The following is a 26,692-nucleotide window of genomic DNA, read 5'->3' as shown; positions in this document are numbered from 1 at the left end:
AAACACACCTACTCATGCAATGAGTTCCAGCAAGGAGACGGAAGGTGCTGTCATTTAAGGCTACGCTGAACAAGTCCCGCGATGGCACGCGCCTGAATTCGGGATGGGACGCAAGGCCGACGCCGGCCGCGCGCAAACCGCAGCCATGGCGGGACCATGGCGAGGATTTGCAACGCTGCGGACCGCCCGCAGTCAGGATGCGTGGCGCGCGTGTACTTGTTCAGCGTAGCCTTAAAGCACGTACGAAGTTGGGCCTATTGGGCGTGGCCATTCCGTTGGCCGTGCTGCTTTTCCTGCCGGCGATTTCGCATACCCAGACCGCCAAATCCGACCGCGCCGCGTCTCCCGGCCAGATCGCAAAAGGGAAATATCTTGCGCAGGCCGGGGACTGCATCGCCTGTCACACCATACCCGGGCAACCGGAGTTTTCCGGCAACCGGCCGCTTCCCACGCCGTTCGGCACCCTCTATTCGCCAAACATTACGCCCGATCCCAAGACAGGGATCGGACGATGGACCGCGCAGGAGTTCTACAACATGATGCATACGGGCCGGGGAAGGGACGGCAAGCTGCTCTATCCCGCGATGCCCTTTGCCAACTACACCAAGGTGACGCGCAAGGATTCAGATGCGATCTATGCCTACCTGATGTCGGTCAGGCCGATCGTGCGGGAGAACCGGCCGCACGAGCTGAAGTTCCCCTACAACAATCGCAACCTCCTGATCGGCTGGCGCACGCTGTACTTCGAGCAGGGCGAATACAAGCCCGACAAGACCAAGTCGGCAGAGTGGAACCGCGGCGCCTACCTTGTCGAGGGTCTCGGCCACTGTTCCATGTGTCACACGCCGATCAATATGCTCGGCGGTTCTTCGGAAGAAAAGGCGTTCCAGGGCGGACTGATCCCGATGCAGAACTGGTATGCGCCGTCGCTCACCTCCAATCGGGAAGGCGGCCTCGGCGAGTGGGAGATCCAGGACATCATGGACCTGCTGCAGATCGGCATATCGCAACGCGCGACGGTGTACGGCCCCATGGCGGAGGTGACGTATCACAGCCTCCAGTACATGACCGACGAGGACACGCGTGCCATGGCGGTGTACCTGAAGAGCCTGCCTGACAAGGAAACTTCGGTGCGCGGGCCGAGCCAGCTCCCGAACACGCCGGAAGCCAGACAGGTGTTCTCGGAAGGGCAGCGCATCTACGAGGACAAGTGCGCCACCTGCCACGGCTCCGAAGGCCGGGGCATGCCGCCGCACTATCCGCCGCTGGCCAACAACCAGTCGATCGAAATGGTGTCTGCCGTCAACCCCATCCGTATGGTGCTCAACGGCGGATATCCGCCCGGCACCCGGAAGAATCCGATGCCGTACGGGATGCCGCCCTTTGCGCAAGAGCTGTCCGACGCCGAGGTCGCAGCAGTCGTGACTTACATCCGTACAGCGTGGGGCAACCGCGGCGCGCCCGTCACCCCGCGCGAAGCCAACGCGCTGCGTGCAGCCACCATGGAGTAGATGACACCGTCATGATTTACGAACCTGATGACACCAGCCTTGCCTCGCCCGATGCGAACCAGCGTGCCGTGGACGACATCGTCAGCCGCGGCCCGGGAGGAGCAATCGCCGTGGCCGGCACCGCCGTTCTGATCGTGCTGGCGATGTGGTTTGCGTTCTATTTCTTCGTGTTCCTGCCCAGAGCCTAGCTGGCCATTACTGCCTATGCCCACGACTCCCGACGCCCCGCATTCCCACAGCGAGCAGGTTGCCGCCACAGCCGAAACGCGATGGGCCGTGTTCGTTATCGCGGTGATCGCACTTCTTCTCGGCATGATCGCGTACACCAGCCTGCATTGGGTATTCATGCCGTCGAAGACGGTGGAAACGATCAGTCCCTCGACGCTCCATCTTTCCGGCGAGTTCACGGAAGACAACCTCGGCTCCGCGGTGGAACAGGATGGCACGGTGACCGTGCGCCTGATCGGCCAGCAGTACTCCTTCGTCCCGCAGTGCATCCTCGTGCCGGAAAAAACGCCGGTCAGGTTCCGCGTGACCAGCTCGGACGTGATCCACGGCTTCATCATCTCCGAAACGAATGTCAACGTCATGCTCGAACCCGGCTACATCTCGAACTTCCATACCGAGTTCAAGCAGCAAAAAACGCACGTGATGCCGTGCCATGAATTCTGCGGCGTCGGCCATGCGGGCATGTGGGCAAGGGTGAAGGTCATCGACAGGGAAACCTTCTTCAAGCAGGCGGCGACCGAGCGGAGACAGAGCTGTGTTCAATAGCAGAAAACTCGTTTTGGCCCATTTCTGGTTCGCCTTCGCGGCGTTCTTCCTCGCGCTGTGCCTTGGCGAGTGGCAGATGTACGTGCGCAGCCCGCTGCACCCCGGCCTGAGCAATCCGGAGCTGTACTACCGCGCAGTGACCGCGCACGGCTCTGCGATGGCCTATGTATTCCCGACACTGGTCGCGATGGGTTTTGGCTATGCCATCGTGGAGCTCGGCCTGAAGCGCCCGCTGGCCGGGCTGAAGTGGGCCTGGGCAGGCTACTGGCTGGTGTTGGTAGGCACCGTGGTCGCCATGGTGCCGGTGGCAATGGGCCTGGCGTCGGTGCTCTATACCTTCTACCCGCCGATGATCGCCAACGCCTTCTTCTACATCGGCATCGTCCTGGTGGTCGTCGGTTCCTGGATCTGGGTAGCCCTCATGTCCATCAACCTGCGGCTGTGGAAAAAGGACAATCCGGGTGTGCCGATTCCGCTGGTCATGTTCGCCAACGTGGCGGGCGCCTATCTCTGGGCGTGGACATCGATTGGCGCCGCCACCGAAATCCTCTTCCAGATCCTGCCGGTGGCGCTCGGCTTCAAGTCGACCATTGACGCCGGGCTTTCCCGGATCCTTTTCTCATGGACGCTGCATGCGATCGTCTATTTCTGGCTGATCCCGTCGTACATCGCGTTCTACACCATCATCCCCCGCGCCATCGGCGGCCGGCTTTACAGCGACATGATGGGGCGCGTTGCCTTTGTGCTGTTCCTCGTGTTCTCGATGCCGATCGGCATACATCACGTGTTCCAGGACCCGCAAGTGGGCGAAGGCTTCAAGTTCGTCCATGCGGTCTTCACCGGCATGGTTTCCGTACCTACGCTGCTGACGGTGTTCACCATCACGGCGTCCGTGGAGATTGCCGCGCGTCTGCGTGGCGGGAAAGGCGTGCTGGGATGGGTGAAGGCGCTGCCATGGAAAAATCCCTTCATGCTTGCGGTCGCCTTCTCCTTCATCCTGCTCGGGTTCGGCGGTGCCGGCGGCATCATCAACATGAGCTACCACCTCGATTTCACCGTGCACAATACGCAATGGATCACGGGGCACTTCCACCTCATCTTCGGCGGCGCGGTGGTGATCATGTACTTCGTGATTGCCTATGACCTGTGGCCGCACCTCACCGGCAAGGCGCTGTCCAGCATCGGTCTCATGCGCACCCAGCTCTGGTTCTGGTTCGTCGGAATGATCGTTGTGACCTTCCCGTGGCACTACGTCGGCATCCTCAGCATCCCGCGGCGCATGGCGTATTTCGACTACAGCGATCCTGCAATTGCGCCGCAGGCCTTGTCGGTCACCATCACCTTCTTTGGCGGGCTGCTCCTGCTTTTGTCGGGCATCCTCTTCATCGTCATTCTGCTCAGGGGGCATCGCGCACCGCGCATCGACTTGCCGGAATTTCGCTTCAGCGCTCCCGTCCACCAGCCGACGCGCGTGCCGATTGCGCTCAACAGCTTCGCGTTGTGGGTCAGCCTCATGATCGCGCTGACGGTAGTGAACTACGGGTATCCCATCGCGAAGCTGCTGGGTACCGAGGAAACCTCGGTACCTGCCGTTCCTGTAGGAGTAAAGCGATGAGTGCGGAAAAGCTCTTCTCATTCCGGAACCCGTGGTTTACCGGATCCGTCGCCATTGTCGGCGGCGTGTTCGCCGTTTCTGCCCTGATCGGCTTCGTCTGGGTGCCGTACAAACAGAATGGCCAGACGATCGAAGGACTTTGGGATGCAATATGCCGTGCCGCCGGCGCGCCAGCCGCTGCGCCCGGCAAGGAAGAAGCGGCGCGCAAGGTCGTCAAGTCCAGCGATGTGATCGTCAAGGCAGGAATGGTTGCCACCGACGAACTATCGATCGGCCGCGGCGGCACGCTCGCCCAGCGCTGCACCATGTGCCATGGCGTGCGAGGCATGAGCGGCGCGGACACACCCAACCTCGCCGGGCAGTATGCGGAAGCGACCTACAAGCAGCTGCGCGACTTCAAGGACGGGTATCGCAAGAGCGAGATCATGGTTCCGCATGTCCGGGGACTGAGCGACCAGGACATGCTGGACCTGTCCGCCTACTACGCCTACCTGCCGAGGGAACATCCGCCGCCGAGCCTGGTGGAACAGCTGCGGGCGCCAGCCATCGTCCAGATCGGCGCGCCGATGCGCAACATCCCGCCATGCATCTCCTGCCACGGCGGAAGCGACTACAAGAATGCCAGCCCCTTGCTGGACGGCGCCTCCGCGTCTTATCTCCGGGAGCAGCTCTACGCGTTCGCCAACGGCACCAGAACAAATGACATCCACGGGCAGATGCGAAACATCGCGCGACAGATGACCCCGGAGGAAATCGAGACGGCGGCGCGCTACTACTCGAGAAGATAGCGTCTGCGCCAGGCGGCCGAGCGGATATCTGGTACTGCGGCGGATGATGGCCGCGCCAAATTTCAATGCACGCAGCACGTTTTCAAAGCTCTTTTAGTGATGCGCGCAGCAGTGCTCAGCCTCATCCGAAGCTTCGGCAAGGCTCTTCAGGATCGGGCAATCCGGACGCTGATCGCCGGCACAGCTCTGCGCGAGGTGGCTGAGCGTATCGCGCATTTCCTCCAGCTCGCGTATGCGTTGCTGCAGCTCCTGCACATGGGACTGCGCAATCGCCTTCACGTCCGCGCTGGCGCGTGCCGGGTCCTGCCACAGCGACAGCAGGTCCTTGATCTGCTCCAGCGAAAAGCCGAGTGTGCGCGCCCGCTTGATGAAACGCAGCGTATGCACGTCGCTCTCGCCGTAGGTGCGGTAATTGGCGTCGGTGCGCCGGCTTGCCTTGATCAGGTCGATGCTCTCGTAATAGCGAATCATCTTGGCCGTAACGCCGGATTCCTTTGCTGCCTGTCCGATATTCATGCTGCCCTCCCTGTGTTGATCATTGCCTGCTTCGGTTTCCAGCGGCGCAGCAGTAGCGCATTGCTGACCACACTGACCGAGCTGAATGCCATCGCCGCCCCTGCCACGACCGGGTTGAGCATGCCGAACGCCGCCAGCGGTATACCGACCAGGTTGTAGATGAATGCCCAGAACAGGTTCTGGCGGATCTTGCTGTAGGTGCGCCGCGAAATGTCGATCGCATCCGCGACCAGTGCCGGCTCGCCGCGCATCAGCGTGATGCCTGCCGCATGCATCGCGACATCGGTGCCGGTTGCCATCGCGATGCCGACGTCGGCTGCCGCCAATGCCGGCGCGTCGTTGATGCCGTCGCCAACCATCGCCACCACCTGCCCCTTGCCTTTCAGGTTTGCGACCTTCTCTGCCTTGTCTGCGGGCAGTACCTCCGCGACAACTTCGTCGATGCCGAGCGCACTACCCACTGCTGCGGCACTGCCCTTGTTGTCACCGGTGAGCAGCACGGTCTTTGCGCCGAGTGCGCGCAGGCCGTTGATCGCCGGTGCAGCACCCGGCTTGATCCGATCACCGAAGGCAAGCAGGCCGAGCAGGCGGTTGCCCTCATTGCCGACGGATGCCACCCACGACACCGTGTTGCCATTGCGTTCCAGTGTGGCGGCGCTGTCGGCCAGCGGAGCAAGGTCGATACCGAGTTCCTGCATCAGCCGGGTGCTGCCGAGTTGCAGCGTTCGCCCTTCCACCGTCGCCGCGACACCGCGCCCGGGCAAGGCCCGCACATCGGTCGCTGCGCTTGCTGCGATGTTCTCTGCTTGGGCTGCATCGACGACGGCATGTGCCAGCGGATGCTCGCTGCCCTTCTGTATCGATGCAGCCAGCCGCAGCAGTTCGCCGCGCTCGACGTTGTATGGGATGGCCTCGGTCAATGTCGGCTTGCCGATCGTCAGCGTGCCGGTCTTGTCGAATACAACCGTCGTTACCGCATGCGCAACTTCCAGCGCTTCCGCATCCTTGATCAGGATGCCGTGCCGCGCGCCGACACCGGTGCCGGCCATGATGGCCGTCGGCGTCGCAAGGCCCAGCGCACAGGGACAGGCGATCACCAGCACGGCGACCGCATTGATGATGGCCTGCTCGGTGCTGGCACCGGCCAGCCACCAGCCGAGGAAAGTGACGGCGGCAATCACCAGCACCACCGGCACGAAGACTTCGCTGACACGATCGACCAGGTGCTGGATCGGCGCCTTGGCCGACTGCGCGCTTTCCACCAGGCGGATGATGCGCGACAGCGTGGTTTCCTTGCCGACCGCGCCGGTCTGTACCAGCAGCAGGCCTTCTGCATTGATGGAGCCGCCGGTTACCTTGTCGCCGACCTGCTTCGCGACTGGCAGGCTCTCGCCGGTGATCAGCGATTCATCGATATGGCTCAAGCCTTCCACCACCACACCATCGACCGCCACCCGTTCGCCGGGGCGCACCACGACGATGTCGCCAACCTTGACCTGGCCGATCGGCACGTCGCTATCCACGCCGTTGCGGCGCACACGTGCGACATCGGGTCGCAGCACCTGCAAGGCGCGGATCGCGTCGGCGGTCTGGCGCTTGGCGCGCGCTTCCAGCCATTTGCCGAGCAGGACCAGGGTGATGACGACGGCGGAAGCTTCAAAGTACAGGTGCATCATGCTGTCCGCGCCATACGCGAGCAGGCTGTACACGCTCAAGCCGTAGGCGGCGCTGGTGCCGAGCGCGACCAGCAGGTCCATGTTGCCGCTGCGCGCCTTCACTGCCTTCCAGCCGGCGCGATAGAAACGCGCACCCAACCAGAACTGCACTGGCGTCGCGAGCGCAAGCTGTATCCAGCCGGGCAGCATCCAGTGCATGCCGAGCAGGTCGGCCAGCATCGGCACCACGAGCGGCAAGGACAGGATGCTTGCAAAGATGACGTGCAAGCGCTCCTTGTCCTGTTTCTTTTCCGGCTCGGCGACGGTATCGGCCTGGTGCAGCCTGGCCGGATAACCGGCCGCATCCACTGCCTGGATCAGCGTGTCCGGGGCAATACCGGCATTGAAGCGGACGTGCGCGCTCTCGGTCGCAAGATTCACACTGGCATCCGTCACGCCATCGACCTTGCGCAAGGCTTTTTCCACGCGGCCGACGCAGGACGCGCAAGTCATGCCTTCAATGTCGAGATCGACTTCCTGCTGCGCAACCGTATAGCCGGCCTTTTCGACCGCTTGACGCACGGCGCCGAACTTGACTGTGTCGTCGGCAATGACCCTTGCACTTTCGGTGGCAAGGTTGACATTGGCCTGCGTAACGCCGGGAATCGCGCGCAGGGCACGCTCGACGCGCGCCACGCACGACGCGCAGGTCATGCCTTCGATGTTGACATCCAGTTCACGCGCAGCGGCGTGGGAGGATAAAGGTAGTGCTCCGCCCATGATCGTTCCTCGTTGACTCATCTGGGCTCATTATTAACCTTCCCATGATAGGAGGGTCAAGCGGGAATTCAAGCCAATGGAGACACCTGTCCTTTTGTCATTGCAACCAGCGCATCGCCGACTCGCGCGTAGCGCAACCGCACACCCAGTTCTTTCTTGATTCTTTGATTGGAAAGGCGGCGCGACTCGGACATGAAGGAAAGCAACACCGGCGACACCAGCTTGCGCAATTCATCCCTTGGCAGGCGCGTCGGCTTCGGCAGTGCGAAGGCATCGGCGACCAGGTCAAAGTAGTCGGCCATCTTCATGTCCGAATCATCGACGGCGTGGTACACGCGGCATGGCGTGGCGCGGAACAATGCCTTGTTGATGATGGCGGCCAGGTCGTCGGCATGGATATGGTTGGTATACACATCATCCTGCGGCGCAAGCGCCGGCGTGCCTTTCTGCAGGCGCTCGATGGGCAGGCGGTCCGCAGCATAAATGCCCGGCACGCGCAGGATGGACAGGCATGAATGACTGCGCCGCGCCCAAGTACGCAGAACCTGTTCGGCATCGACGCGGCGCTTGGCACGCGCATTCTGCGGATTCACGGTGCGGGTTTCGCCCATCAACAAGCCGCCGCAATCGCCATACACCCCGGTCGTGCTCACATAAACCATGGTCGCCCGGTCGGGTAAAATGGCGGTCAAATTTCGGGTGCGCCGGTCTTTCGGGCCGTCGGATTGGGGAGGCGCCAGGTGCACGATGTTGTGCGCCAGACCATACAGCCGCTTCAGGCTCGCGGGATTGTCGAGGTCGGCAATCACCGGCACGGCACCAGCGGCGCGCAGTTCTTCCCGGCGCGATGCCTGGCTGGTCAGGGCGAATACGCGGAAGCGGTCGCACAGCAGCGGCAGCAGGCGCATCCCGACGTCGCCGCAACCAATAACGAGCAAGCGCGGCTTGCCGAGCTTTTTTCTATCACTATTTTTCATCATCGGAATTGTATGACTTTCCAAGTAACAGTTCAGCCGAGCGGTCGGCAATTCACCTGTGAAGACGACGAAACCATCCTGAATGCAGCAATCCGCGCCGGCGTCGGCCTGCCCTACGGCTGCAAGAACGGGGCCTGCGGCACCTGCAAGGGCAAGCTGCTTGACGGCACGGTGACGCATTCGGCTCATCAGGAAAAGGCTTTGCCGGTGGCGGAAGAGGAAAAGGGCATGACGCTGTTCTGCTGCGCGACGCCGCATTCTGATGTGGTGATCGAAGCGCGCGAAGTGCTCGGCGTGGGGGAATTCCCGATCAAGAAGCTGCCGACGCGCGTTGCCAAGCTCGACCGCGTGACCGATGACGTGATGATCGTCTCGCTGCAATTGCCGGCCAACGAACGCCTGCAATACCGCGCCGGCCAGTACATCGAATTCCTGCTCAAGGACGGCAAGCGCCGCAGCTACAGCATGGCCAACGCGCCGCACCTTGACGAGCACATCACGCTGCACATCCGCCACATGCACGGCGGCGTGTTCACCGACCATGTGTTCAACACGATGAAGGAGCGCGACATCCTGCGCTTCGAGGGTCCGCAGGGCACCTTCTTCCTGCGCGAGGAGTCCGACAAGCCGATGGTGCTGCTGGCATCCGGCACCGGCTTTGCGCCGATCAAGGCCATCATCGAGCAGGCGATCCACAACAAGTCCACACGCCCGATGGTTCTGTACTGGGGCGGCCGCAGGCCGAAGGACCTGTACATGCACGCACTGTGCGAAGAGTGGGCGAAGACGCTGCCGAACTTCAGGTATGTACCGGTCATCTCGGACGCGCTGCCGGAAGACGGCTGGACCGGCCGGACGGGCTTCGTGCACCGTGCGGTAATGGAAGACTTGCAGGACATGTCCGGTTACCAGGTGTATGCCTGCGGCGCGCCGATCATGGTCGACTCCGCCAAGCGCGATTTCGTGGCGCAGTGCAAGCTGCCGGAAGACGAGTTTTACGCCGATGCCTTCACGTCGGAAGCGGACTTGGCGCCGGCCGATTTGACGGCAAAATAGTTTTTGACGCACTGCGGGAAACCGCATACCATTAGCGCCATGAAAACTACCGCCAGACTCTTGCGACGCCGCATCCCTCTGCCCCAGGCCGGGAAGCTGTGCATGTAAGCGTTTGACGCGCACAAAGCCACAGGCCTGCCCTGTGGCTTTTTTTTATCCATTTTTTCAATCGCTTTTCGTTCAGGAGTTCGAGATGGAATTCAGCCAGTACGACGTCAATGCCCTCATGTACATCACCAACAGGCCATCGCTGGTCTTCACCGAGGGCCACGGCATGTGGCTGACGGACAATAACGGCAAGCGCTATCTCGACTACCTGCAGGGCTGGGCCGTCAACTGCCTCGGCCATTCGCCGCAATGCATCGTCGATGCAATCAATGCGCAAGCGAAGAAGCTGATCAACCCGTCCCCCGCGTTCTACAACGAGCCGTCGATCCAGCTCGCGTCGATGCTGACGCAAAACTCCTGCTTTGACCGCGTGTTCTTCGCCAACAGCGGCGCGGAAGCGAACGAAGGCGCGATCAAGCTCTCGCGCAAATGGGGCAAGGTCAATAAGAACGCAGCCGGCGAGAACCGCTACGAGATCATCACCTTCAACCACGGCTTCCACGGCCGCACGCTGGCCACCATGTCCGCCAGCGGCAAGACCGGCTGGGACAGCATGTTCGCGCCGCAGGTGCCGGGTTTCCCGAAGGCGGAACTGAACGACATCGCCAGCGTTGAAAAGCTCATCACCGACAAGACTGTCGCGGTGATGCTGGAGCCGGTGCAGGGCGAAAGCGGCGTCATGCCGGCCACGCGCGACTTCATGAAAGCGCTGCGCAAGCTGACCAAGGAACGCAACCTGCTGTTGATCGTCGATGAAGTACAGGCCGGCATGGGCCGCACCGGCGAATTGTTCGCCTACCAGCTGTCGGAGATCGAACCGGACATCATGACGCTGGGCAAAGGCATCGGCGGCGGTGTGCCGCTGGCTGCCCTGCTGTGCCGCGAGGAAGTCGCCGTGTTCGAACCGGGCGAGCAAGGCGGAACCTACAACGGCAACCCGGTCATGACCGCCGTCGGCGTGGCCGTGCTGACCGAGCTGCTGTCGGACGGCTTCCTGCAATCGGTGAAGGACAAGGGCGCGTACCTGAGCGGGGAACTGCTCAAGCTGTGCGCCAAGCACGGCCTGGAAGGCGAACGCGGTGAAGGCCTGCTGCGCGCGCTCAAGCTGGGCAAGGACATCGGCCCGAAGATCGTCGAACTTGCCCGCGACATGGAGCCGGTCGGCCTGCTGCTGAATTCACCGCGCCCTGACTTGCTGCGCTTCATGCCCGCACTGAACGTGACGACGGAGGAAATCGATCAGATGATTGCAATGCTGTCGGACGTGCTGACGAAGCTCGGCAACTGATGCTCCTGCCTGCCGGTCTCGCCCTGCACAGGGCGGCACCGGCAAAGCGGCCTGCGCCTCTCCTACTGGCGCAGCCGCTGCAGGAAGGCGGCATAGATTTGCGCGCTTTCCTTCGGCCTTTCCATCATCGGCAGATGTCCGACTCCCGGCAGCACCTGCACCTCGGCGTTTCGCAAACGTGAGCGCAGAACCTCGGCACCGGATACATTGAATATCCGGTCGCCCTCTCCCCAGAGCGCAAGCGCAGGCTGTGGCAATTGCGCGATGCGCTCATCCAGCAAGTACCTGTTCTTCAACTGCGCTTCCCACAGGCGCCGGTTCGACTGTGCATTCTGCACTGCGCCTGACTGCGCAGCATGCAGGATCGGATATGGCAGGAAGGGACGCTCGACGAACAAGAGCGACATCATCTGTTCGAACTCTTCTTCATTGTGCGCGATCAGCGGCGCCTTGCCTGCGTCGATCAGCCGGTCCATCTCGCTCGGCTGCGGCGAGCGAATGCCGTGCGGCGCGCCGATCAAGGCGACACTGTGGACGCGCTCGGGATACTGCGATGCAAACAGCGCTGCGATGGTGCCGCCCATGGAATTGCCCGCCAGATGCACGCGTTCGACGCCAAGTGCATCGAGCAGTGTTTTCAGCATTTCCACTTGTGCCGCGTAGTCATACACCTGATTGTCCAGCCGGCTGCTTTCGCCGTAACCCGGCAGGTCGGGAACGACGACGCGGTAGCTGCCGGTAAGCGGCCTTGCGAAATCCACCCAATGGTCCTTCTCCGCAAAAATTCCGTGAAGAAGCATCACGGTCTCTCCGCTTCCGCCCTGCAGATAGTGGATTTGATGCTCCTGCACCGCCACGGTCTGCTCGGACAGGCCGGACAATTCCCGGTTCAGGTTGACGAGCGGCGCGTGGAACAGATGCGGGAAGCTGTAATATGCAGCAGTCAGGACGGCAATCGACAGAATGGCCGCAGCGAGGACAATACGCTTCAATGTGTTCTCCTTGATGATGGGTCGATAAGTCATGGAACCTGACGGCAAGACTATCGGAGACTTCGCCGGAAAACTTGTATGTTTGGGCTATGCGCGCAACCAATACCTTGACTCTCGGCCCGGACCGGGCGCTTTACATCGGTGAGCTGCCATCCACCGGATGGCATCGGCATGCGTCACCGGTCTTGCTGATCGGCCTGTCGGGGCGTTTCTCGGTGGAGCTTGCAGGCGGGCAGCGGGAAAGCTGCCACAGTGCGCTGATCGACGCCGGCATCGACCATGTGTTCGATCCCTGCGGCGAGCGCGTCGCGCTGATGTACCTGGAGCCGGATTCTCTGCAGGCGCGCCGCTTGCGCGGCCAGTTCCGCGCGCAGGGGCCGGTGCTGTTCGACCCGGCAGTGCGGCCGGTCTCGCGCAGCATGTTCGCGGCTTATCTCCATGGTTTCGATCTGCAGTCGCTGCTGCGACACTCCTCCCCGGAGGTGGCGCCACTGGACTGGCGGATAGCACACAGCCTGCACTACCTGCGTGCGCTGCGCGAAGAGCCGCTGGGACGCGATTGTGCCGCATCCGGCGCCCGACTGTCGGCGTCGCGCTTCAACCATCTGTTCCGTCTTGAAACGGGCGTGAGCTTTCGCAGCTACCGGTTATGGTCGCAGGTACGCGCCGCGATGACGGGATTGACGCAGGGCGGGAGCCTCACGCGGGCCGCTTTGCATGGCGCGTTCTCCGATTCCTCCCACTTCAGCAACACATTCCGGAAGACATTCGGCATGACGCCATCGACAGTGCTCAAGCCATTGAAAGACATCACCCTGGTTCGTTAAGCATGAAAAAAGGGCGATGCTTTTCGGCACCGCCCTTTTCCATTCCCGTATCGCCGCTTATTTCTTGCGTGCCGGCGGCAGGTCGGTGCACACGCCTTCAAAGGCCTCCGCCGCCATGCCGATGGATTCTCCCAGCGTCGGATGCGGGTGGATGGTCTTGCCGATGTCGACCGCATCGGCACCCATTTCGATCGCCAGCGCGATCTCGCCGATCATGTCGCCCGCGTGCGTGCCCACGATACCGCCGCCGACGATGCGGTGCGTCTCGGCATCGAACAACAGCTTGGTGAAGCCCTCATCACGGCCGTTCGCGACTGCGCGCCCGCTTGCCATCCACGGGAACAGGCCCTTCTCCAGTTTGATGCCCTTGGCTTTTGCTTCGTCTTCGGTGATGCCGACCCAGGCGACTTCCGGATCTGTGTAGGCGACCGAGGGAATCACGCGCGCGTCGAAATACGACTTCTGGCCCGCTGCCGCTTCCGCCGCGACATGCGCTTCGTGCACCGCCTTGTGCGCCAGCATCGGCTGGCCGACGATATCGCCGATTGCAAAGATGTGCGGCACGTTGGTGCGCATCTGCGCATCGACGTTGATGAAGCCACGGTCGGTGACTGCGACGCCGGCCTTGTCGGCGGCAATCTTCTTGCCGTTCGGGCTGCGGCCGACCGCCACCAGCACCATGTCATACAGCTGCGGTTCGGGTGCCGTTACCGACGGATCGGCGCTTTCAAACGTGACCTTGATACCTTCAGGCAGCGCTTCAACGGCGACCGTCTTGGTCTTGGTCATCACCTTGTCGAAGCGCTTTTCGTTGAACTTCTGCCAGACCTTGACCATGTCGCGGTCGGCGCCCTGCATCAGGCCATCCATCATCTCGACCACATCGATGCGCGCACCGAGCGTGGAATACACGGTCGCCATTTCCAGGCCGATGATGCCGCCGCCGATGACCAGCATCTTCTTCGGCACCTGGCGCAGTTCCAGCGCGCCGGTGGAGTCGACGATGCGAGGATCTTCCGGCACGAACGGCAGCTTCACTACGGACGAGCCGGCGGCGATGATCGCCTGCTTGAACTGGATCGTTTTCTTGCTGCCGTCGGCGGCAGTGACTTCGAGGTGATTCGCGCCAATGAACTGGCCGATGCCCTGCACGACATTGACCTTGCGTGCCTTGGCCATGCCGGCCAGGCCGGTGGTCATCTTCTTGATGACCTTGTCCTTGTATTCACGCAGCTTGTCAATGTCGATCTGCGGCTTGCCGAAGGTGACGCCGTGTGCCTGCATCGCTGCGGCTTCGTCAATCATCGCAGCCACATGCAGCAAAGCCTTGGACGGGATGCAACCGACGTTCAGGCAAACGCCGCCGAGCGTCGAATATTTCTCCACCAGCACCGTGCTCATGCCGAGGTCGGCAGCACGGAAGGCGGCGGAATAGCCACCCGGGCCTGCGCCGAGCACCAGCATGTCGCATTGAATATCAGAGGTACCGCTAAAGCTTGTCGCCTGAGGCGCGACCGCAGGCTGGGCGGGTGCCGGTGCTGCCGTTGCAGCAGCAGGCGTCGCCGTGCCGTAACCCGCCGTCGCTTCCGCACCTGCGGCTGCAGCTGCACCGGAAGCTTCCACCATGAGCACGAGCGAGCCTTCGGAGACCTTGTCACCAACTTTGACCTTCAGTTCCTTCACCACACCGGCATGGCTGGATGGAATCTCCATGCTGGCCTTGTCGGATTCAACAGTGACCAGGGACTGATCGACCTTGATGGTGTCACCGACCTTGACCAGCACTTCGATGACTTCCACTTCCTTGAAGTCACCGATATCAGGGACTTTTACTTCGGTCATGCTCATAGCGTTAGCTCCGTTTGTTCCCTTCCTCTTGAAGGAGAGGGCGCTTTATTTATTAATCTCTCATCGGAATACTGAAAATCCGGAATGGTCCCGATGTGCTCTTGTCGAATTCTTCACCTGCCTTGACGCCGATTTCTGCAATCTCGCGCGCAGTCATATTGCTTTCATACACGGCATACATCGCGCCAAGGGCAAAATTGCGTCCGCTGCCGATGCCCCAGAAGCGGTCGAAGCTGAATACTTCCCGATAGGAGTACACGCCGAAGATGCCATTCGGATTGGCGATCAGCGCCGTGATCTGCGACGACTCGTACGGATCGTCCTCATCTTCCTTGGTGTTCAGAAAGTATTTTTCCTTCAGGATCTCGTGCACCTTCGAGAAGGTCTCGAACACCTCGTCACGGCTGTCCAGCCTGCACTCTTCGCCCATGCCGGTCAGCAGCTTGCGCATGACCGGGAAGTGGGCGGCGGTACCCGCTAGCGTCACGTAGGAATCCTTGACCGGAAAAATCTTTTCATTCACTTCGTATGCATGCGACAGGCGGGTATCACCGAAGGTGACCAGCGAATCGGATGCAATGGCAATTTCGTTGTTCTTCTTGACGACGACGCAGGTGGTCATTGTTGTTCTCCACAAGAAAGGAAAGGAGGCACCATGGCCAAATGAAAAGTGAGCGATTTTCTCATTTTCGTTATGGCCGGGTGCCTTCCCTTGCCCTCCGGATTACAGCAATGTCTTGCGCATGTCGCCCAGCACTTCCGCCAGGTAGGCAGCGAAGCGCGCCCCCATCGCGCCGTCGACGACACGGTGGTCGTACGACAGCGACAACGGCAGCATCAGGCGCGGCGCGAACTGCTTGCCGTCCCACACCGGCTTGATTGATGACTTCGACAGGCCGAGGATTGCTACTTCCGGCGCATTCACGATCGGCGTGAAAGCCGTGCCGCCGATACCGCCGAGCGAAGAAATCGTGAAGGTCGCGCCCTGCATGTCGGCCGGCTTGAGCTTGCCGTCGCGCGCCTGCGCGGACAGCTCGCCCATTTCCTTCGCGATCTCGGAAATGCTCTTCTTGTCGGCGTTTTTCACGACCGGCACCACCAGCCCTTGCGGCGTGTCGGCGGCAAAGCCGATGTTGTAGTACTTCTTGAGGATCAGGTTTTCACCCTTCTCGTCCAGCGAGGAATTGAAAGCCGGGAATTTCTTCAGTGCCGACACGCTGGCCTTGATGACGAAGGCAAGCATGGTGAGCTTGACGCCAGATTTGGCCAGAGCGTTGTTGGACTCCTTGCGGAATTCTTCCAGCTCGGTGATATCGGCTTCGTCGAACTGCGTCACATGCGGGATCATCACCCAGTTGCGATGCAGGTTCGGGCCGCTGATCTTCTTGATGCGCGACAGCGGCTGCAATTCGGTTTCACCGAACTTGGAGAAGTCGAGTGACGGCCATGGCAGCATGTCGAGACCAGCGCCACCGCCCTTGGCTGCCGATGCGGCCATCGGCGCCGCCGCAGCGCCCGACATGACGGACTTCACGAATCCCTGGATGTCAGTGTGCAGGATGCGTCCCTTCGGACCGCTGCCTTGCACGCGGCCGAGATCCACACCGAGCTCGCGCGCAAATTTGCGCACGGACGGCGACGCATGTGCTTTGGTGTTGGCAGCGGGTGCGGGCTCCAATGCGGCAGTGGGAACCGGTTTTGCCTCCGGCGCGGGAGACGGCGCACTGATGACATTTGTTGCTGCAGGCGCGGGGGCCGCTGCTGCAGCCTGCACCGGTGCAGCGCCGGCAGCACCTTGAGCGCCCTGGGTTTCCAGCGAGAGGACCAGCGATCCTTTGGACACCTTGTCGCCCACCTTGACTTTGACTTCCTTGACGACACCAGCATGGCTGGAGGGAATCTCCATGCTCGCCTTGTCGGACTCGACCGTCATCAGCGACTGGTCGACCTTCACTGTATCGCCCGGCTTGACCATCAGCTCGATGACTTCCACTTCCTTGAAGTCGCCGATGTCCGGGACCTGCACATCGACGATGGCTGGCGTCGCGGATGGCGCCGCTGCTGCCGGTGCCGGCGCTGCCGCTGGAGCAGGTGCGGGTGCCGCCGCCGGTGCAGCGGCGGATGCGCCGGCGCCCTCTTCCAGCAACAGGACGAGCGTGCCTTCCGCCACCTTGTCGCCCACCTTGACCTTGACTTCCTTGACGACACCGGCGTGGCTGGAGGGAATCTCCATGCTCGCCTTGTCGGATTCGACCGTGATCAGCGACTGATCCACCTTGACCGTGTCGCCCGGCTTGACCATCAGTTCGATGACTTCCACTTCCTTGAAATCGCCGATATCCGGGACTTTGACTTCTACCATGCTCATAGTTTTTGCTCCGTTCTTTTTCTTACGCCTACCTGCTCCTTCCCCCTTCCAGGGGGAAGGTTGGGATGGGGGTACGGAGGTTATGCCACAGCCAGCAATGGCTCGAGCTATCTACCCCCACCCTGGCCCTCCCCCTTCAAGGGGGAGGGAACCCGTCGCGGGCGAGCAAAGAGATGATTATTCTGATTTACACAGTCACCGGATTCGGCTTGCTCGGATTGATGCCGTACTTGGCAATCGCCTGCGCCACCACCGTCGCATCGATCACGCCGTCTTCCGCGAGCGCCTTGAGTGCGGCAAGCGTCACGAAGTAACGATTGACCTCGAAGAACTCACGCAGTTTCGCGCGGCTGTCGGAGCGGCCGAAGCCGTCGGTGCCGAGCACCTTGTAGTTGCGGCCCTTCGGCATGAAGGCGCGAATCTGCTCGGCAAAGGTGCGCATGTAGTCGCTGGTGGCGACGATCGGACCGGTCGTGCCCTGCAGCTTGCCGGTCACGTGCGCCACACGCGGCGTCTCGGTCGGATGCAATAGGTTCCAGCGTTCCGCATCCTGGCCATCGCGCGCCAGCAGCGTGAAGGACGGCGCGGACCAGATGTCGGCGGCGATGCCCCAGTCGTTCTGCAGCAGTTCTGCGGCCGCAATTGCCTCACGCAGGATGGTGCCGGAGCCGAGCAATTGCACGCGCTGTTTCGCGTTCTTGTCACCCTCTTGCAGCAGGTACATGCCCTTGAGCAGATCCTGCTCGGTGCCCGGCTTCAGGCCCGGATGCGCGTAGTTCTCGTTCATCAGCGTGATGTAATAGAACACGTCTTCCTGCTTTTCGACCATGCGCTTCAAGCCGTCGTGGATGATGACGGCAACTTCATGGGCAAAAGTCGGGTCGTACGGAATGCAGTTCGGGATCGTCGACGCGAGGATGTGGCTGTGGCCGTCCTCGTGCTGCAGCCCTTCCCCGTTGAGCGTTGTGCGCCCAGCCGTACCGCCGAGGATGAAGCCGCGCGCGCGCATGTCACCCGCCGCCCACGCCAGGTCGCCAAAGCGCTGGAAACCGAACATCGAGTAATAGATGTAGAACGGAATCATCACGCGGTTGTTGGTCGAGTACGACGTTGCAGCCGCGATCCACGAACTCATGCCGCCCGCTTCGTTGATGCCTTCCTGCAGGATCTGGCCGGCCTTGTCCTCGCGGTAGTACATCACCTGATCGCGATCGACTGGTTCGTACAGCTGGCCTTGCTGGTTGAAGATGCCGATCTGGCGGAACAGGCCTTCCATGCCGAAGGTGCGCGCTTCATCGACCAGGATCGGCACCACGCGCTTGCCGAGATGCTGGTCGCGCAGCAGCGTGGTGATGATACGCACGTAAGCCTGCGTAGTCGAAATTTCGCGACCTTCGGCGGTCGGGTCGAGCACTGCCTGGAATGCGGTCAGTTCCGGAATCGGCAGGGCTTCTTCGGCCTTCATGCGGCGCTGCGGCAGGTAGCCCCCAAGCGCCTTGCGGCGCTCGTGCAGGTATTTCATTTCCGGAGCGTCATCGGACGGCTTGAAGAACGGGATGTCGGCCAGCTTGTCGTCCGGAATCGGAATATTGAAGCGGTCGCGCATCTCGCGCACCGCCTGGTCGTCGAGCTTCTTGGTCTGGTGCGCGGTATTGCGCGCTTCGCCCGACTTGCCCATGCCAAAGCCCTTGATGGTCTTGGCGAGAATGACGGTCGGCTGGCCCTTGTGCTCCTGCGCCTTCTTGAACGCTGCATAAATCTTGTGCGGGTCGTGGCCGCCGCGGTTCAGGCGCCAGATGTCGTCATCGGACATCTTCGACACCATTTCCAGCAGCTTCGGATGCTTGCCGAAGAAATGCTTGCGCACATAGGCGCCATCCTTGGCCTTGTAGTTCTGGTATTCGCCGTCGACGGTTTCCATCATCACGCGCTGCAGGATCCCTTCCTTGTCGCGTGCGAGCAGCTCATCCCAGTAGCTGCCCCAGATCACCTTGATCACATTCCAGCCGGCGCCGCGGAAATCGGCTTCCAGTTCCTGGATGATCTTGCCGTTGCCGCGCACCGGGCCGTCCAGGCGCTGCAGGTTGCAGTTAATGACGAACACCAGGTTGTCGAGCTGCTCGCGTCCGGCCATGCCGATTGCGCCCATCGATTCGGGCTCGTCCATCTCGCCGTCACCGCAGAACGCCCACACTTTCCGGTTGTCGGTCTTGGCGATGTCGCGTGCATGCAGGTACTTCAGGAAGCGGGCCTGGTAAATCGCCATCAACGGTCCCAGACCCATCGAGACTGTCGGGAACTGCCAGAACTCCGGCATCAGCTTCGGATGCGGATAGGAAGACAGGCCCTTGCCATCGACTTCGCGGCGGAAGTTCAGGAGCTGTTCCTCAGAAATGCGGCCTTCCAGGAAAGCGCGGGCATAAATGCCGGGGGCCGAATGGCCCTGGACGTACAGCAGGTCGCCGCCATGGTCTTCGCTCGGCGCATGCCAGAAATGATTGAAGCCGATGCCCAGCATGTTAGCCAGCGAGGCAAAGCTGGAAATATGGCCGCCGAGGTCGCCGTCGGCGCGGTTGGTCTTCACGACCATCGCCATCGCATTCCAGCGCATCCAGGAACGCAGGCGCTCTTCGTACTCGAGGTTGCCGGGGCAATGCTCGCCGAGGTGGGAAGGAATGGTGTTGACGTAGGCGGTATTGGCCGAGAACGGAATATAGGCACCGCGACGGCGGGCCAGGTCGACCATGCGCTCCATCAGGTAGTGCGCCCGCTCCGGGCCTTCGGTTTCGATCACGGCCTCAAGGGCATCGAGCCACTCTTGCGTTTCCATGACATCGGGATCGTTGGCGGCTTGCGCCAACACTTGGTCGAGCTGGGCGGACATGTTGCGTCTCCTGTATTGAAGGCATGTCCCGAACCGAGGTACGGCCGGGAGTTTTTTGACAAGAAATTGCCGGGATGGTGCGCGGTGAAAAGATTCTAACAGCAGAATTTCTATTTTCCAAATTACGATATTCACTTTCATAATGTGGAATTCAGTGCGGCACTGCAGCATCCCGATGCTTGGGTTGCGGCTTCGGCAAGCTCTAGCGACTTATAATCTCGATTTTGAACCGCACTCCATCCTCAACAACACCATGTCTGCACAACTCATCAACGGAAACGAGCTCTCCAAACAAATTCGCGCCGACGTCGCCCAGCGCGCCGCCGCACTGACCGCCAAGGGCAAGCAGCCCGGCCTGGCAGTGATTCTCGTCGGCGACAATCCGGCGTCTCAGGTGTATGTGCGCAACAAGGTGAAGGCCTGCGAGGACAACGGCCTCCACTCCGTGATGGAAAAATACGGTGCAGACATGAGCGAGGAAGCACTGCTTGCGCGAATCGATGCGCTGAACAAGGATCCGAAAATTCACGGCATCCTGGTGCAACTTCCCTTACCGCCCCACATCAATGCTCATAAGGTGATTGAAGCGATCGCGCCGGAAAAGGACGTGGACGGCTTTCACATCAGCAATGCGGGCCTCCTGATGACGGGCCAGCCGCTGTTCCGCCCTTGCACTCCCTACGGCGTGATGAAGATGCTGGAGTCGATCAACTACCCGGTGCGCGGTGCGACAGCCGTCGTGGTCGGCGCCTCCAACATCGTCGGCAAGCCGCAAGCGATGCTGCTCTTGCAGGCGGGCGCAACCGTCACCATTTGCAATTCCAAGACCAGGGACCTCGGCCACCACACGCGGCAGGCGGATATCCTGGTCGTCGCAACCGGCAAACGTAATATCGTCACTGCCGACATGATCAAACCCGGCGCGGTCGTGATCGATGTCGGCATGAACCGCGATGACGAAGGCAAGCTGTGCGGCGACGTCGATTTCGCCAATGCCAAGGAAGTCGCCGGCTACATCACCCCGGTTCCGGGTGGCGTGGGCCCGATGACGATTACGATGCTGCTCGTCAACACTATTGAGGCTGCAGAAAGAGCTTAACGACATGAACGCCAACCTGAATCCCCTGCTCGATTTTTCCCACTTGCCGCGCTTTGACGCGATCAAGCCCGAACATGTAACGCCGGCAATTTCCGCACTGCTGGACGAGAATCGCGCAGTGGTATCCAGGCTGGAAGCGCCCATGGAAGAAGTCACATGGGAGAACTTCGTCGTCCCGCTCGACAATGCGACGGAAAAGCTCGGCCGCGCCTGGGGCATCGTCGGCCATCTGAACTCGGTGGTCGATACGCCGGAACTGCGCGCGACCTATAACGAAAACCTGCCGAAAGTCACGGAATTCTGGACCCAGCTCGGCCAGAACCTCGCCCTGTTCGAGAAATACAGGGCACTCAAGGCAAGCCGCGCATACGAGAAGTTGTCGCCGGCACGCAAGAAAATCATCGAAAACGCACTGCGCGACTTCCGCCTCGGCGGCGCGGAACTGCCGGACGACAAGAAAGCGCGTTTTGCCGAGATCCAGGAAAAGCAGGCGGCACTGTCGACCAGATTCTCCGAGAACGTGCTTGACGCAACCAATGACTATGCCCTGTTCGTGACGAACGAGGCCGACCTGTCCGGCCTGCCGGATGACGTGAAACAGGCAGCACGCGCCGCAGCAGAAAAGGATGGCAAGCCGGGCTTCAAGTTCACGCTGCATTTCCCGTCTTACTTTCCGATCCTGCAGTACGCGGACAAGCGCGAATTGCGCGAAACGATTTACCGTGCCAATGCGACCAAGGCGTCCGAGCTCGGTGCCAAGCCGGAATGGGACAACACGCAGAACATCGCCGAGATCCTGAAGCTGCGCGACGAGGAAGCCAAGATCCTCGGCTTCAACAACTTCGCCGAAGTATCGCTGGTGCCGAAAATGGCCGAGACGCCGCAACACGTCACAGCCTTTCTCGAAGACCTTGCCAGGCGCGCCCGCCCCTTCGCGGAGAACGACCTCGCAGAACTGCGCACCTTCGCGAAGAAGGAGCTCGGCCTCGAGAAGCTCGAAGCCTGGGACATCACCTATGTGTCCGAAAAGCTGCGTGAACAGCGCTATGCCTTCTCGGAACAGGAAGTGAAGCAGTACTTCCCCGAGCCGAAGGTGATCGAGGGCCTGTTCCGCGTGATCCAGTCGCTGTTCTCGGTTGAAGTGAAGCCGGATACCGCGCCGACGTGGCACAAGGACGTGAAGTTCTTCCGCATCGAAAAGGATGGCGAACTGGTTGGCCAGTTCTATCTGGACCTGTACGCGCGCCACGGCAAGCGCGGCGGGGCCTGGATGGATGATGCGCGTGGACGCCGTCTTCTGCCTTCCGGTGAAGTACAGACGCCGGTCGCCTACCTCACCTGCAATTTCACCGAACCAGCCGTCATCGACGGCAAACAGAAGCCGGCGTTGTTCACGCACGACGAAGTCATCACGCTGTTCCATGAGTTCGGCCATGGCCTGCACCACATGCTGACCGCGGTGGACGAGCTGGGCGTGTCGGGCATTTCAGGCGTGGAATGGGATGCGGTCGAACTGCCGTCGCAATTCATGGAAAACTTCTGCTGGGAGTGGGATGTATTGCAGCATATGACGGCGCATGCGGATACCGGCGAACCGTTGCCGCGCGCGCTGTTCGACAAGATGACCGCTGCAAAGAACTTCCAGTCCGGCCTGCAGATGCTGCGCCAGGTCGAATTCGCATTGTTCGACATGCATTTGCATTTTGATCACGACCCGTACGGCAGCCGCACCGCGCAAGATGTGCTGAACGATGTGCGGCATCGTGTTGCGGTAATGATACCCCCCGACTTCAACCGCTTCCAGAATTCCTTTGGCCATATCTTTGCAGGCGGGTATGCTGCGGGATACTATAGCTACAAGTGGGCAGAAGTCCTGTCCGCCGATGCCTATGGCGCATTTGAAGAAGCCGGCGCGACGGGTGGCAATATCCTGTCGATCGAAACCGGCCGCAAATTTCAACGCGAAATTCTGGGAGTGGGTGGCGCGCGTTCTGCCTTGGAATCCTTCAAGGCATTCCGTGGCCGGGAACCGAGCATCGACGCCCTGTTGCGGCATAGCGGCATGGCGTCCTGAACCAAAGGGGTAGTGTTATATGAAACGTGTGTTGCGTAGCTGTTCCGTACTGATGCTGTTGTGCGCCGCAAGTGCACATGCCCAACTGTATAAATGGGTCGGGCCGGACGGCAAGGTGACCTACAGTGACACACCGCCTCCAAAGACTGCTGCCCGCGTCGAAACCAAGACTGCCATTTCCGGCGGCATGGATACCTCCAACCTGCCGTATGAGCTGGCACTGGCGGTAAAGGGCCATCCTGTCACGCTGTACACGACCAAGGACTGCAGCGCCTGCGACGAGGGCCGCTCGCTGTTGTCGTCACGCGGGATTCCGTTTACCGAGAAGACGGTCAACACACCGGAAGACGCCGCACAATTTCGCCAGGTTGGCGGTGGCGAGAGACTCCCGGTCCTGACCGTTGGCCGCACCAAGGAGCGCGGTTTCGAAGCGAGCGCCTGGAACAATGCCCTCACCGTTGCCGGTTACCCGGCCAGCAGCGTGCTGCCGAAGAGCTACCGCAATCCGCCGCCAGTCGCTGCTGCTCCGCAAAAACCGGCGGCACCCAGGCAGGAAGTCAAGAAAGAAGCCGTCGTCGAAGCGCCTGCCACAGATCTGCCTCCACCCACCGGCAACGCGCCGCCAGGATTCCGTTTCTAGCGTGACGCCCTCCGTTTCTTGTCTGCGTCATGACCCGTATCGATTTTCACACCAACATCCCCGACAAGCTCGCTTATGCCTGCCGTCTCGTGCGCAAGGCGCGCGCAGCGGACTGCCGCATTGTGGTGCGGACAACTGACCGGAACGAGCTCAACGCGCTGGACCAGGCGCTCTGGACGTTCTCCGAGCATGACTTCCTTCCGCATGCCCCCGCGGGCGATCCGCTTGCTGCAAGCACTCCTATCATCCTGACGGACAGCGACTCAACGGAATTGCCGCATTACCATGTACTGATCAATTTATCCGCTGGCACACCGGCACACTTCGCGCGTTTTGAGCGCATGTTTGAAATTGTTTCGTCGGACGAGGCAGATACACTCGCCGGGCGCGAGCGCTTTCGCTTTTACAAGCAGCGCGGGTATCCATTAACGCATTTTGTTGCGGACAAAGCATGAGCTCCCTCCCTCCCCTGGAAGCAGGCATTCCGGTTCTGACCGAAATCATCCCGAGCCCACCTCTGCAAAGCATGCCGGAGACCGCACCTGTTGTCCCGCGCCCTGCCCCGGAGCCTGAGTCTGAGGAAGACATCGTCACGCTCGAGCAGCGCGCGACCATCATCTTCAATGAAGGGCAATGGGAACGCCTCGAGCGCGAAGTCCGAGAACGCGTGCTGCGCCAGGTACTGGACCGCATCGACTTCGTGCTGGAGCAGCGCGTGCGCGACAGCCTCGCGGATGTCTTGCAAACTGCTGTCGAAAACCTCGCCGCAGAGATCAAGGGCGGCTTGCACCATTCCATTCGTGAGGTCGTCACGCGTGCCGTTTCGCAGGAACTGACCAAGCTGCAAGGCACGAAGAAATAGGCTGCGTGGCCAACCTATGCCGAATGCTGGGCCCTGCATACTGCCTTGCAGTACTCCGGGTCAACTTTCCAGTGCATTACCATACCTAAGCACGCGATAACTTCCTACAATGTCGTTTTCGCGTCACTGAGGTTCCCTCGTCATGAAAGTCATCGTTCTCGGATCGGGCATTATCGGCACCGCTTCCGCATGGTTCCTGAACAAGGCCGGACATGATGTGACGGTCGTCGACCGCCAGCCCGGCGTAGCGCAGGAAACCAGTTTCGCCAACGGCTGCCAGATCTCCGTCTCGCATGCCGAGCCTTGGGCCAATCCCTCTGCACCGCGCAAGGTATTGAAATGGCTGGGCCGTGAAGATGCGCCTCTCTTGTTCCGCCTGCGCCCCGAATGGCTGCAATGGAAATGGGGTATGCAGTTCTTGCGTGAATGCGCGCCGGCACGCACCGCCAGCAATATCCGCCAGATCGTTGCCATCGCTGAATACAGCCGCCAGACGCTTCAGGCGGTGCGCGCGGAGACAGGTATCGAGTACGACCAGCTCAGCCGCGGCATCCTGCACTTCTATACCGATCCGAAAGAGTTCGAGCATGCGCTTGCAGCAGCGAGGCTGATGCGGGAATTCGGCTGCCCGCGCCAATCCATCGGCCCGGATGAAGTCGTGAAGATAGAACCGGCGCTGGCCACGATGCGCGACAAGATCGTCGGTGGCGACTTTACTGCGACAGATGAGTCGGGCGATATCTACAAATTCACCACCGGCCTCGCGAAAAAAGCTGCCGCCGCCGGTGTGGATTTCCGCCTTAACACCATGGTGACTCGCCTGCTGCCCGAAGGGAGCGGCGCTGCTGCACGGATCACGGGAGTGGAGGTCATCGACCACGAAGGCCGTCACCACACGCTTCACGCGGATGCATTCGTTGTCGCCATGGGAAGCTTTTCCGTCCCTTTGCTCAAACCGCTCGGCATCGATCTGCTGATCTATCCTGGCAAAGGCTACTCCGCCACCTACAAGGTCACCACCCCGGAGCGGGCACCCAGCGTCTCCTTGACCGACGACGGCTACAAACTGGTGTTTTCCCGCCTGGGTGATCGCCTGCGTGTGGCTGGCACCTGTGAGCTCAACGGCTATACGCGCGACTTGAACATGACACGCTGCACGGCAATTACACGCCGCACGCGCGAACTGTTCCCCGGTGCATGCGACTACGACGACCCCGCCTATTGGACAGGGCTGCGACCACTGACACCATCGAACGTCCCCTACATCGGCAAGACACGTTACAGCAACCTGTTCCTTAACACCGGCCATGGCACGCTTGGCTGGACCATGGGCTGCGGGTCCGGACGCGCGATTGCGGAGATCATCTCCGGGCGGCGGCCGGAAGTGGACTTCGCCTTCACCGACATGCCGCCGATGCGGCGGAGTTCCGGCGTGCAGTCGCTTGCAGCGAGGGTTTAAGCAATACTCGACATCTGCAAAGAAGTGCCGTTCTTTGAGAAGAAATTATTTCGCTGCGCGCACGTGGACTTCGGCAGCCTTTTCGTCGAATGCAATACGAGTCGCAAACTTCGCGCGCTTCATCGGAAACCGCGACTGGAAGTGCCGCACATTGCCGGAGCCGGAAATCACCCTGCGCACGAACTGGTAATACGCATCCATGTCGATCACATGCACGACCAGGAAGTAATCATATTCACCGGACACGAAGTAGCACTGCATCACTTCGGTTTCCTTGGCCATGCGCGCTTCGAATTCCTGCATGTGTTCGTCCGACTGATTGTTCAGTGACACCTCGAGGAATGCCAGCATGCCGTAACCCAGCGCAAATGGATCAACCAGGGCCACATCGGCGCTGATGATGCCCGCTTCACGCAGTTCTCGTATCCGCCGCAGGCAGGTCGGCTGCGAAATATGCACCTTTTCGGCCAGTGTCCGCGTCGGCGTCTGGTTATCCTTCTGCAGAAGATTCAGCAGTTTGCGGTCCACCTTGTCGAGTGCGTGAAATTTAGGCATATAAAAAATGGACGAT

The 26,692-nt window shown here is 60.9% G+C and carries 23 protein-coding genes; 14 read left to right on the top strand and 9 right to left on the bottom strand.

Going from position 1 to position 26,692, the window contains the following annotated elements; all coding sequences use genetic code 11:
• The first annotated feature begins 44 nt into the window (after positions 1–44).
• The 5 genes from ACYVIA_RS08455 to ACYVIA_RS08435 are packed head-to-tail and all read left to right on the top strand — an operon-like array spanning position 45 to position 4,688.
• Positions 45–1,511, top strand: coding sequence for a c-type cytochrome (locus ACYVIA_RS08455; RefSeq protein ID WP_460839804.1), 1,467 nt, complete (start codon positions 45–47; stop codon positions 1,509–1,511).
• A gap of 11 nt (positions 1,512–1,522) precedes the next feature.
• Positions 1,523–1,699 carry a hypothetical protein gene (locus ACYVIA_RS08450; RefSeq protein ID WP_460839802.1) on the top strand — a complete coding sequence of 59 codons (177 nt, stop codon included), beginning with the start codon at positions 1,523–1,525 and terminating at the stop codon, positions 1,697–1,699.
• A 16-nt stretch (positions 1,700–1,715) separates the two neighbouring features.
• Positions 1,716–2,285 carry a cupredoxin domain-containing protein gene (locus ACYVIA_RS08445; protein ID WP_460839800.1) on the top strand — a complete coding sequence of 190 codons (570 nt, stop codon included), beginning with the start codon at positions 1,716–1,718 and terminating at the stop codon, positions 2,283–2,285.
• Positions 2,275–3,900: a cbb3-type cytochrome c oxidase subunit I gene (locus ACYVIA_RS08440; RefSeq protein ID WP_460839798.1), complete on the top strand. Its 1,626-nt coding sequence runs from the start codon at positions 2,275–2,277 to the stop codon at positions 3,898–3,900. Before ACYVIA_RS08445 ends, ACYVIA_RS08440 begins: the two co-directional genes overlap by 11 nt.
• Positions 3,897–4,688 carry a c-type cytochrome gene (locus ACYVIA_RS08435; RefSeq protein WP_460839796.1) on the top strand — a complete coding sequence of 264 codons (792 nt, stop codon included), beginning with the start codon at positions 3,897–3,899 and terminating at the stop codon, positions 4,686–4,688. Before ACYVIA_RS08440 ends, ACYVIA_RS08435 begins: the two co-directional genes overlap by 4 nt.
• Before the next feature lie 93 nt (positions 4,689–4,781).
• On the opposite strand, the gene cueR is transcribed toward ACYVIA_RS08435, so the two are convergent.
• From cueR to ACYVIA_RS08420, 3 genes are all read right to left on the bottom strand, one after another.
• Complete coding sequence (cueR, locus tag ACYVIA_RS08430; RefSeq protein WP_460839794.1) at positions 4,782–5,204, bottom strand: Cu(I)-responsive transcriptional regulator; 423 nt, start codon at positions 5,202–5,204, stop codon at positions 4,782–4,784.
• Positions 5,201–7,639: a heavy metal translocating P-type ATPase gene (locus ACYVIA_RS08425; protein ID WP_460840514.1), complete on the bottom strand. Its 2,439-nt coding sequence runs from the start codon at positions 7,637–7,639 to the stop codon at positions 5,201–5,203. The genes cueR and ACYVIA_RS08425 overlap by 4 nt, the downstream gene beginning before the upstream one ends.
• A 68-nt stretch (positions 7,640–7,707) precedes the next feature.
• Positions 7,708–8,616: an SDR family oxidoreductase gene (locus tag ACYVIA_RS08420; protein WP_460840512.1), complete on the bottom strand. Its 909-nt coding sequence runs from the start codon at positions 8,614–8,616 to the stop codon at positions 7,708–7,710.
• Between the two features lie 12 nt (positions 8,617–8,628).
• Here ACYVIA_RS08420 and ACYVIA_RS08415 point away from each other — a divergent pair, with 12 nt between their 5' ends.
• Both ACYVIA_RS08415 and ACYVIA_RS08410 read left to right on the top strand, forming a co-directional pair.
• Positions 8,629–9,672 carry a CDP-6-deoxy-delta-3,4-glucoseen reductase gene (locus ACYVIA_RS08415; RefSeq protein ID WP_460839792.1) on the top strand — a complete coding sequence of 348 codons (1,044 nt, stop codon included), beginning with the start codon at positions 8,629–8,631 and terminating at the stop codon, positions 9,670–9,672.
• A 193-nt stretch (positions 9,673–9,865) separates the two neighbouring features.
• Positions 9,866–11,068 (top strand): acetylornithine transaminase, encoded by a 1,203-nt coding sequence (locus tag ACYVIA_RS08410; RefSeq protein WP_460839789.1) that lies wholly within the window; start codon positions 9,866–9,868, stop codon positions 11,066–11,068.
• Between the two features lie 62 nt (positions 11,069–11,130).
• Here the strand turns inward: ACYVIA_RS08410 and ACYVIA_RS08405 are convergent, their stop codons facing one another.
• Positions 11,131–12,093: an alpha/beta fold hydrolase gene (locus ACYVIA_RS08405; protein ID WP_460839786.1), complete on the bottom strand. Its 963-nt coding sequence runs from the start codon at positions 12,091–12,093 to the stop codon at positions 11,131–11,133.
• Between the two features lie 56 nt (positions 12,094–12,149).
• Here ACYVIA_RS08405 and ACYVIA_RS08400 point away from each other — a divergent pair, with 56 nt between their 5' ends.
• Positions 12,150–12,887 (top strand): helix-turn-helix transcriptional regulator, encoded by a 738-nt coding sequence (locus ACYVIA_RS08400; RefSeq protein WP_460839784.1) that lies wholly within the window; start codon positions 12,150–12,152, stop codon positions 12,885–12,887.
• Between the two features lie 57 nt (positions 12,888–12,944).
• On the opposite strand, the gene lpdA is transcribed toward ACYVIA_RS08400, so the two are convergent.
• From lpdA to aceE, 4 genes are all read right to left on the bottom strand, one after another.
• Positions 12,945–14,735 carry a dihydrolipoyl dehydrogenase gene (lpdA, locus tag ACYVIA_RS08395; protein WP_460839782.1) on the bottom strand — a complete coding sequence of 597 codons (1,791 nt, stop codon included), beginning with the start codon at positions 14,733–14,735 and terminating at the stop codon, positions 12,945–12,947.
• Between the two features lie 52 nt (positions 14,736–14,787).
• Positions 14,788–15,357 carry an MFS transporter gene (locus ACYVIA_RS08390; protein WP_460839780.1) on the bottom strand — a complete coding sequence of 190 codons (570 nt, stop codon included), beginning with the start codon at positions 15,355–15,357 and terminating at the stop codon, positions 14,788–14,790.
• 102 nt (positions 15,358–15,459) lie between these two features.
• Positions 15,460–17,103 carry a dihydrolipoyllysine-residue acetyltransferase gene (gene aceF / locus ACYVIA_RS08385; protein ID WP_460839778.1) on the bottom strand — a complete coding sequence of 548 codons (1,644 nt, stop codon included), beginning with the start codon at positions 17,101–17,103 and terminating at the stop codon, positions 15,460–15,462.
• A 187-nt stretch (positions 17,104–17,290) separates the two neighbouring features.
• Positions 17,291–19,987 carry a pyruvate dehydrogenase (acetyl-transferring), homodimeric type gene (gene aceE / locus ACYVIA_RS08380; protein ID WP_460839776.1) on the bottom strand — a complete coding sequence of 899 codons (2,697 nt, stop codon included), beginning with the start codon at positions 19,985–19,987 and terminating at the stop codon, positions 17,291–17,293.
• Positions 19,988–20,240: 253 nt separating this feature from the next.
• On the opposite strand from aceE, the gene folD reads away from it, so the two are divergent.
• From folD to ACYVIA_RS08350, 6 genes are all read left to right on the top strand, one after another.
• Complete coding sequence (folD, locus tag ACYVIA_RS08375; protein ID WP_460839774.1) at positions 20,241–21,086, top strand: bifunctional methylenetetrahydrofolate dehydrogenase/methenyltetrahydrofolate cyclohydrolase FolD; 846 nt, start codon at positions 20,241–20,243, stop codon at positions 21,084–21,086.
• A gap of 4 nt (positions 21,087–21,090) precedes the next feature.
• The gene (locus ACYVIA_RS08370; RefSeq protein WP_460839772.1) at positions 21,091–23,160 is read left to right on the top strand and encodes a M3 family metallopeptidase; all 2,070 of its coding nucleotides are present in this window, start codon (positions 21,091–21,093) and stop codon (positions 23,158–23,160) included.
• A gap of 19 nt (positions 23,161–23,179) precedes the next feature.
• Positions 23,180–23,800: a DUF4124 domain-containing protein gene (locus tag ACYVIA_RS08365; RefSeq protein WP_460839771.1), complete on the top strand. Its 621-nt coding sequence runs from the start codon at positions 23,180–23,182 to the stop codon at positions 23,798–23,800.
• A gap of 29 nt (positions 23,801–23,829) precedes the next feature.
• Positions 23,830–24,255, top strand: a complete 426-nt coding sequence (locus tag ACYVIA_RS08360) for a DNA polymerase III subunit chi (protein WP_460839769.1) — start codon at positions 23,830–23,832, stop codon at positions 24,253–24,255.
• Positions 24,252–24,662, top strand: coding sequence for a hypothetical protein (locus tag ACYVIA_RS08355; RefSeq protein WP_460839767.1), 411 nt, complete (start codon positions 24,252–24,254; stop codon positions 24,660–24,662). Before ACYVIA_RS08360 ends, ACYVIA_RS08355 begins: the two co-directional genes overlap by 4 nt.
• Before the next feature lie 142 nt (positions 24,663–24,804).
• A complete protein-coding gene (locus ACYVIA_RS08350) occupies positions 24,805–26,121 on the top strand; it encodes a D-amino acid dehydrogenase (protein WP_460839765.1) in 1,317 nt (438 codons plus the stop codon).
• Positions 26,122–26,166: 45 nt separating this feature from the next.
• Here the strand turns inward: ACYVIA_RS08350 and ACYVIA_RS08345 are convergent, their stop codons facing one another.
• A complete protein-coding gene (locus ACYVIA_RS08345) occupies positions 26,167–26,676 on the bottom strand; it encodes an Lrp/AsnC family transcriptional regulator (protein WP_460839763.1) in 510 nt (169 codons plus the stop codon).
• Between the last annotated feature and the right edge of the window lie 16 nt (positions 26,677–26,692).

It is taken from the genome of Noviherbaspirillum agri, from assembly GCF_054780595.1.
Note: the sequence above shows the minus strand (reverse complement) of the source record. Positions and strands in the feature narration are given on the sequence as shown.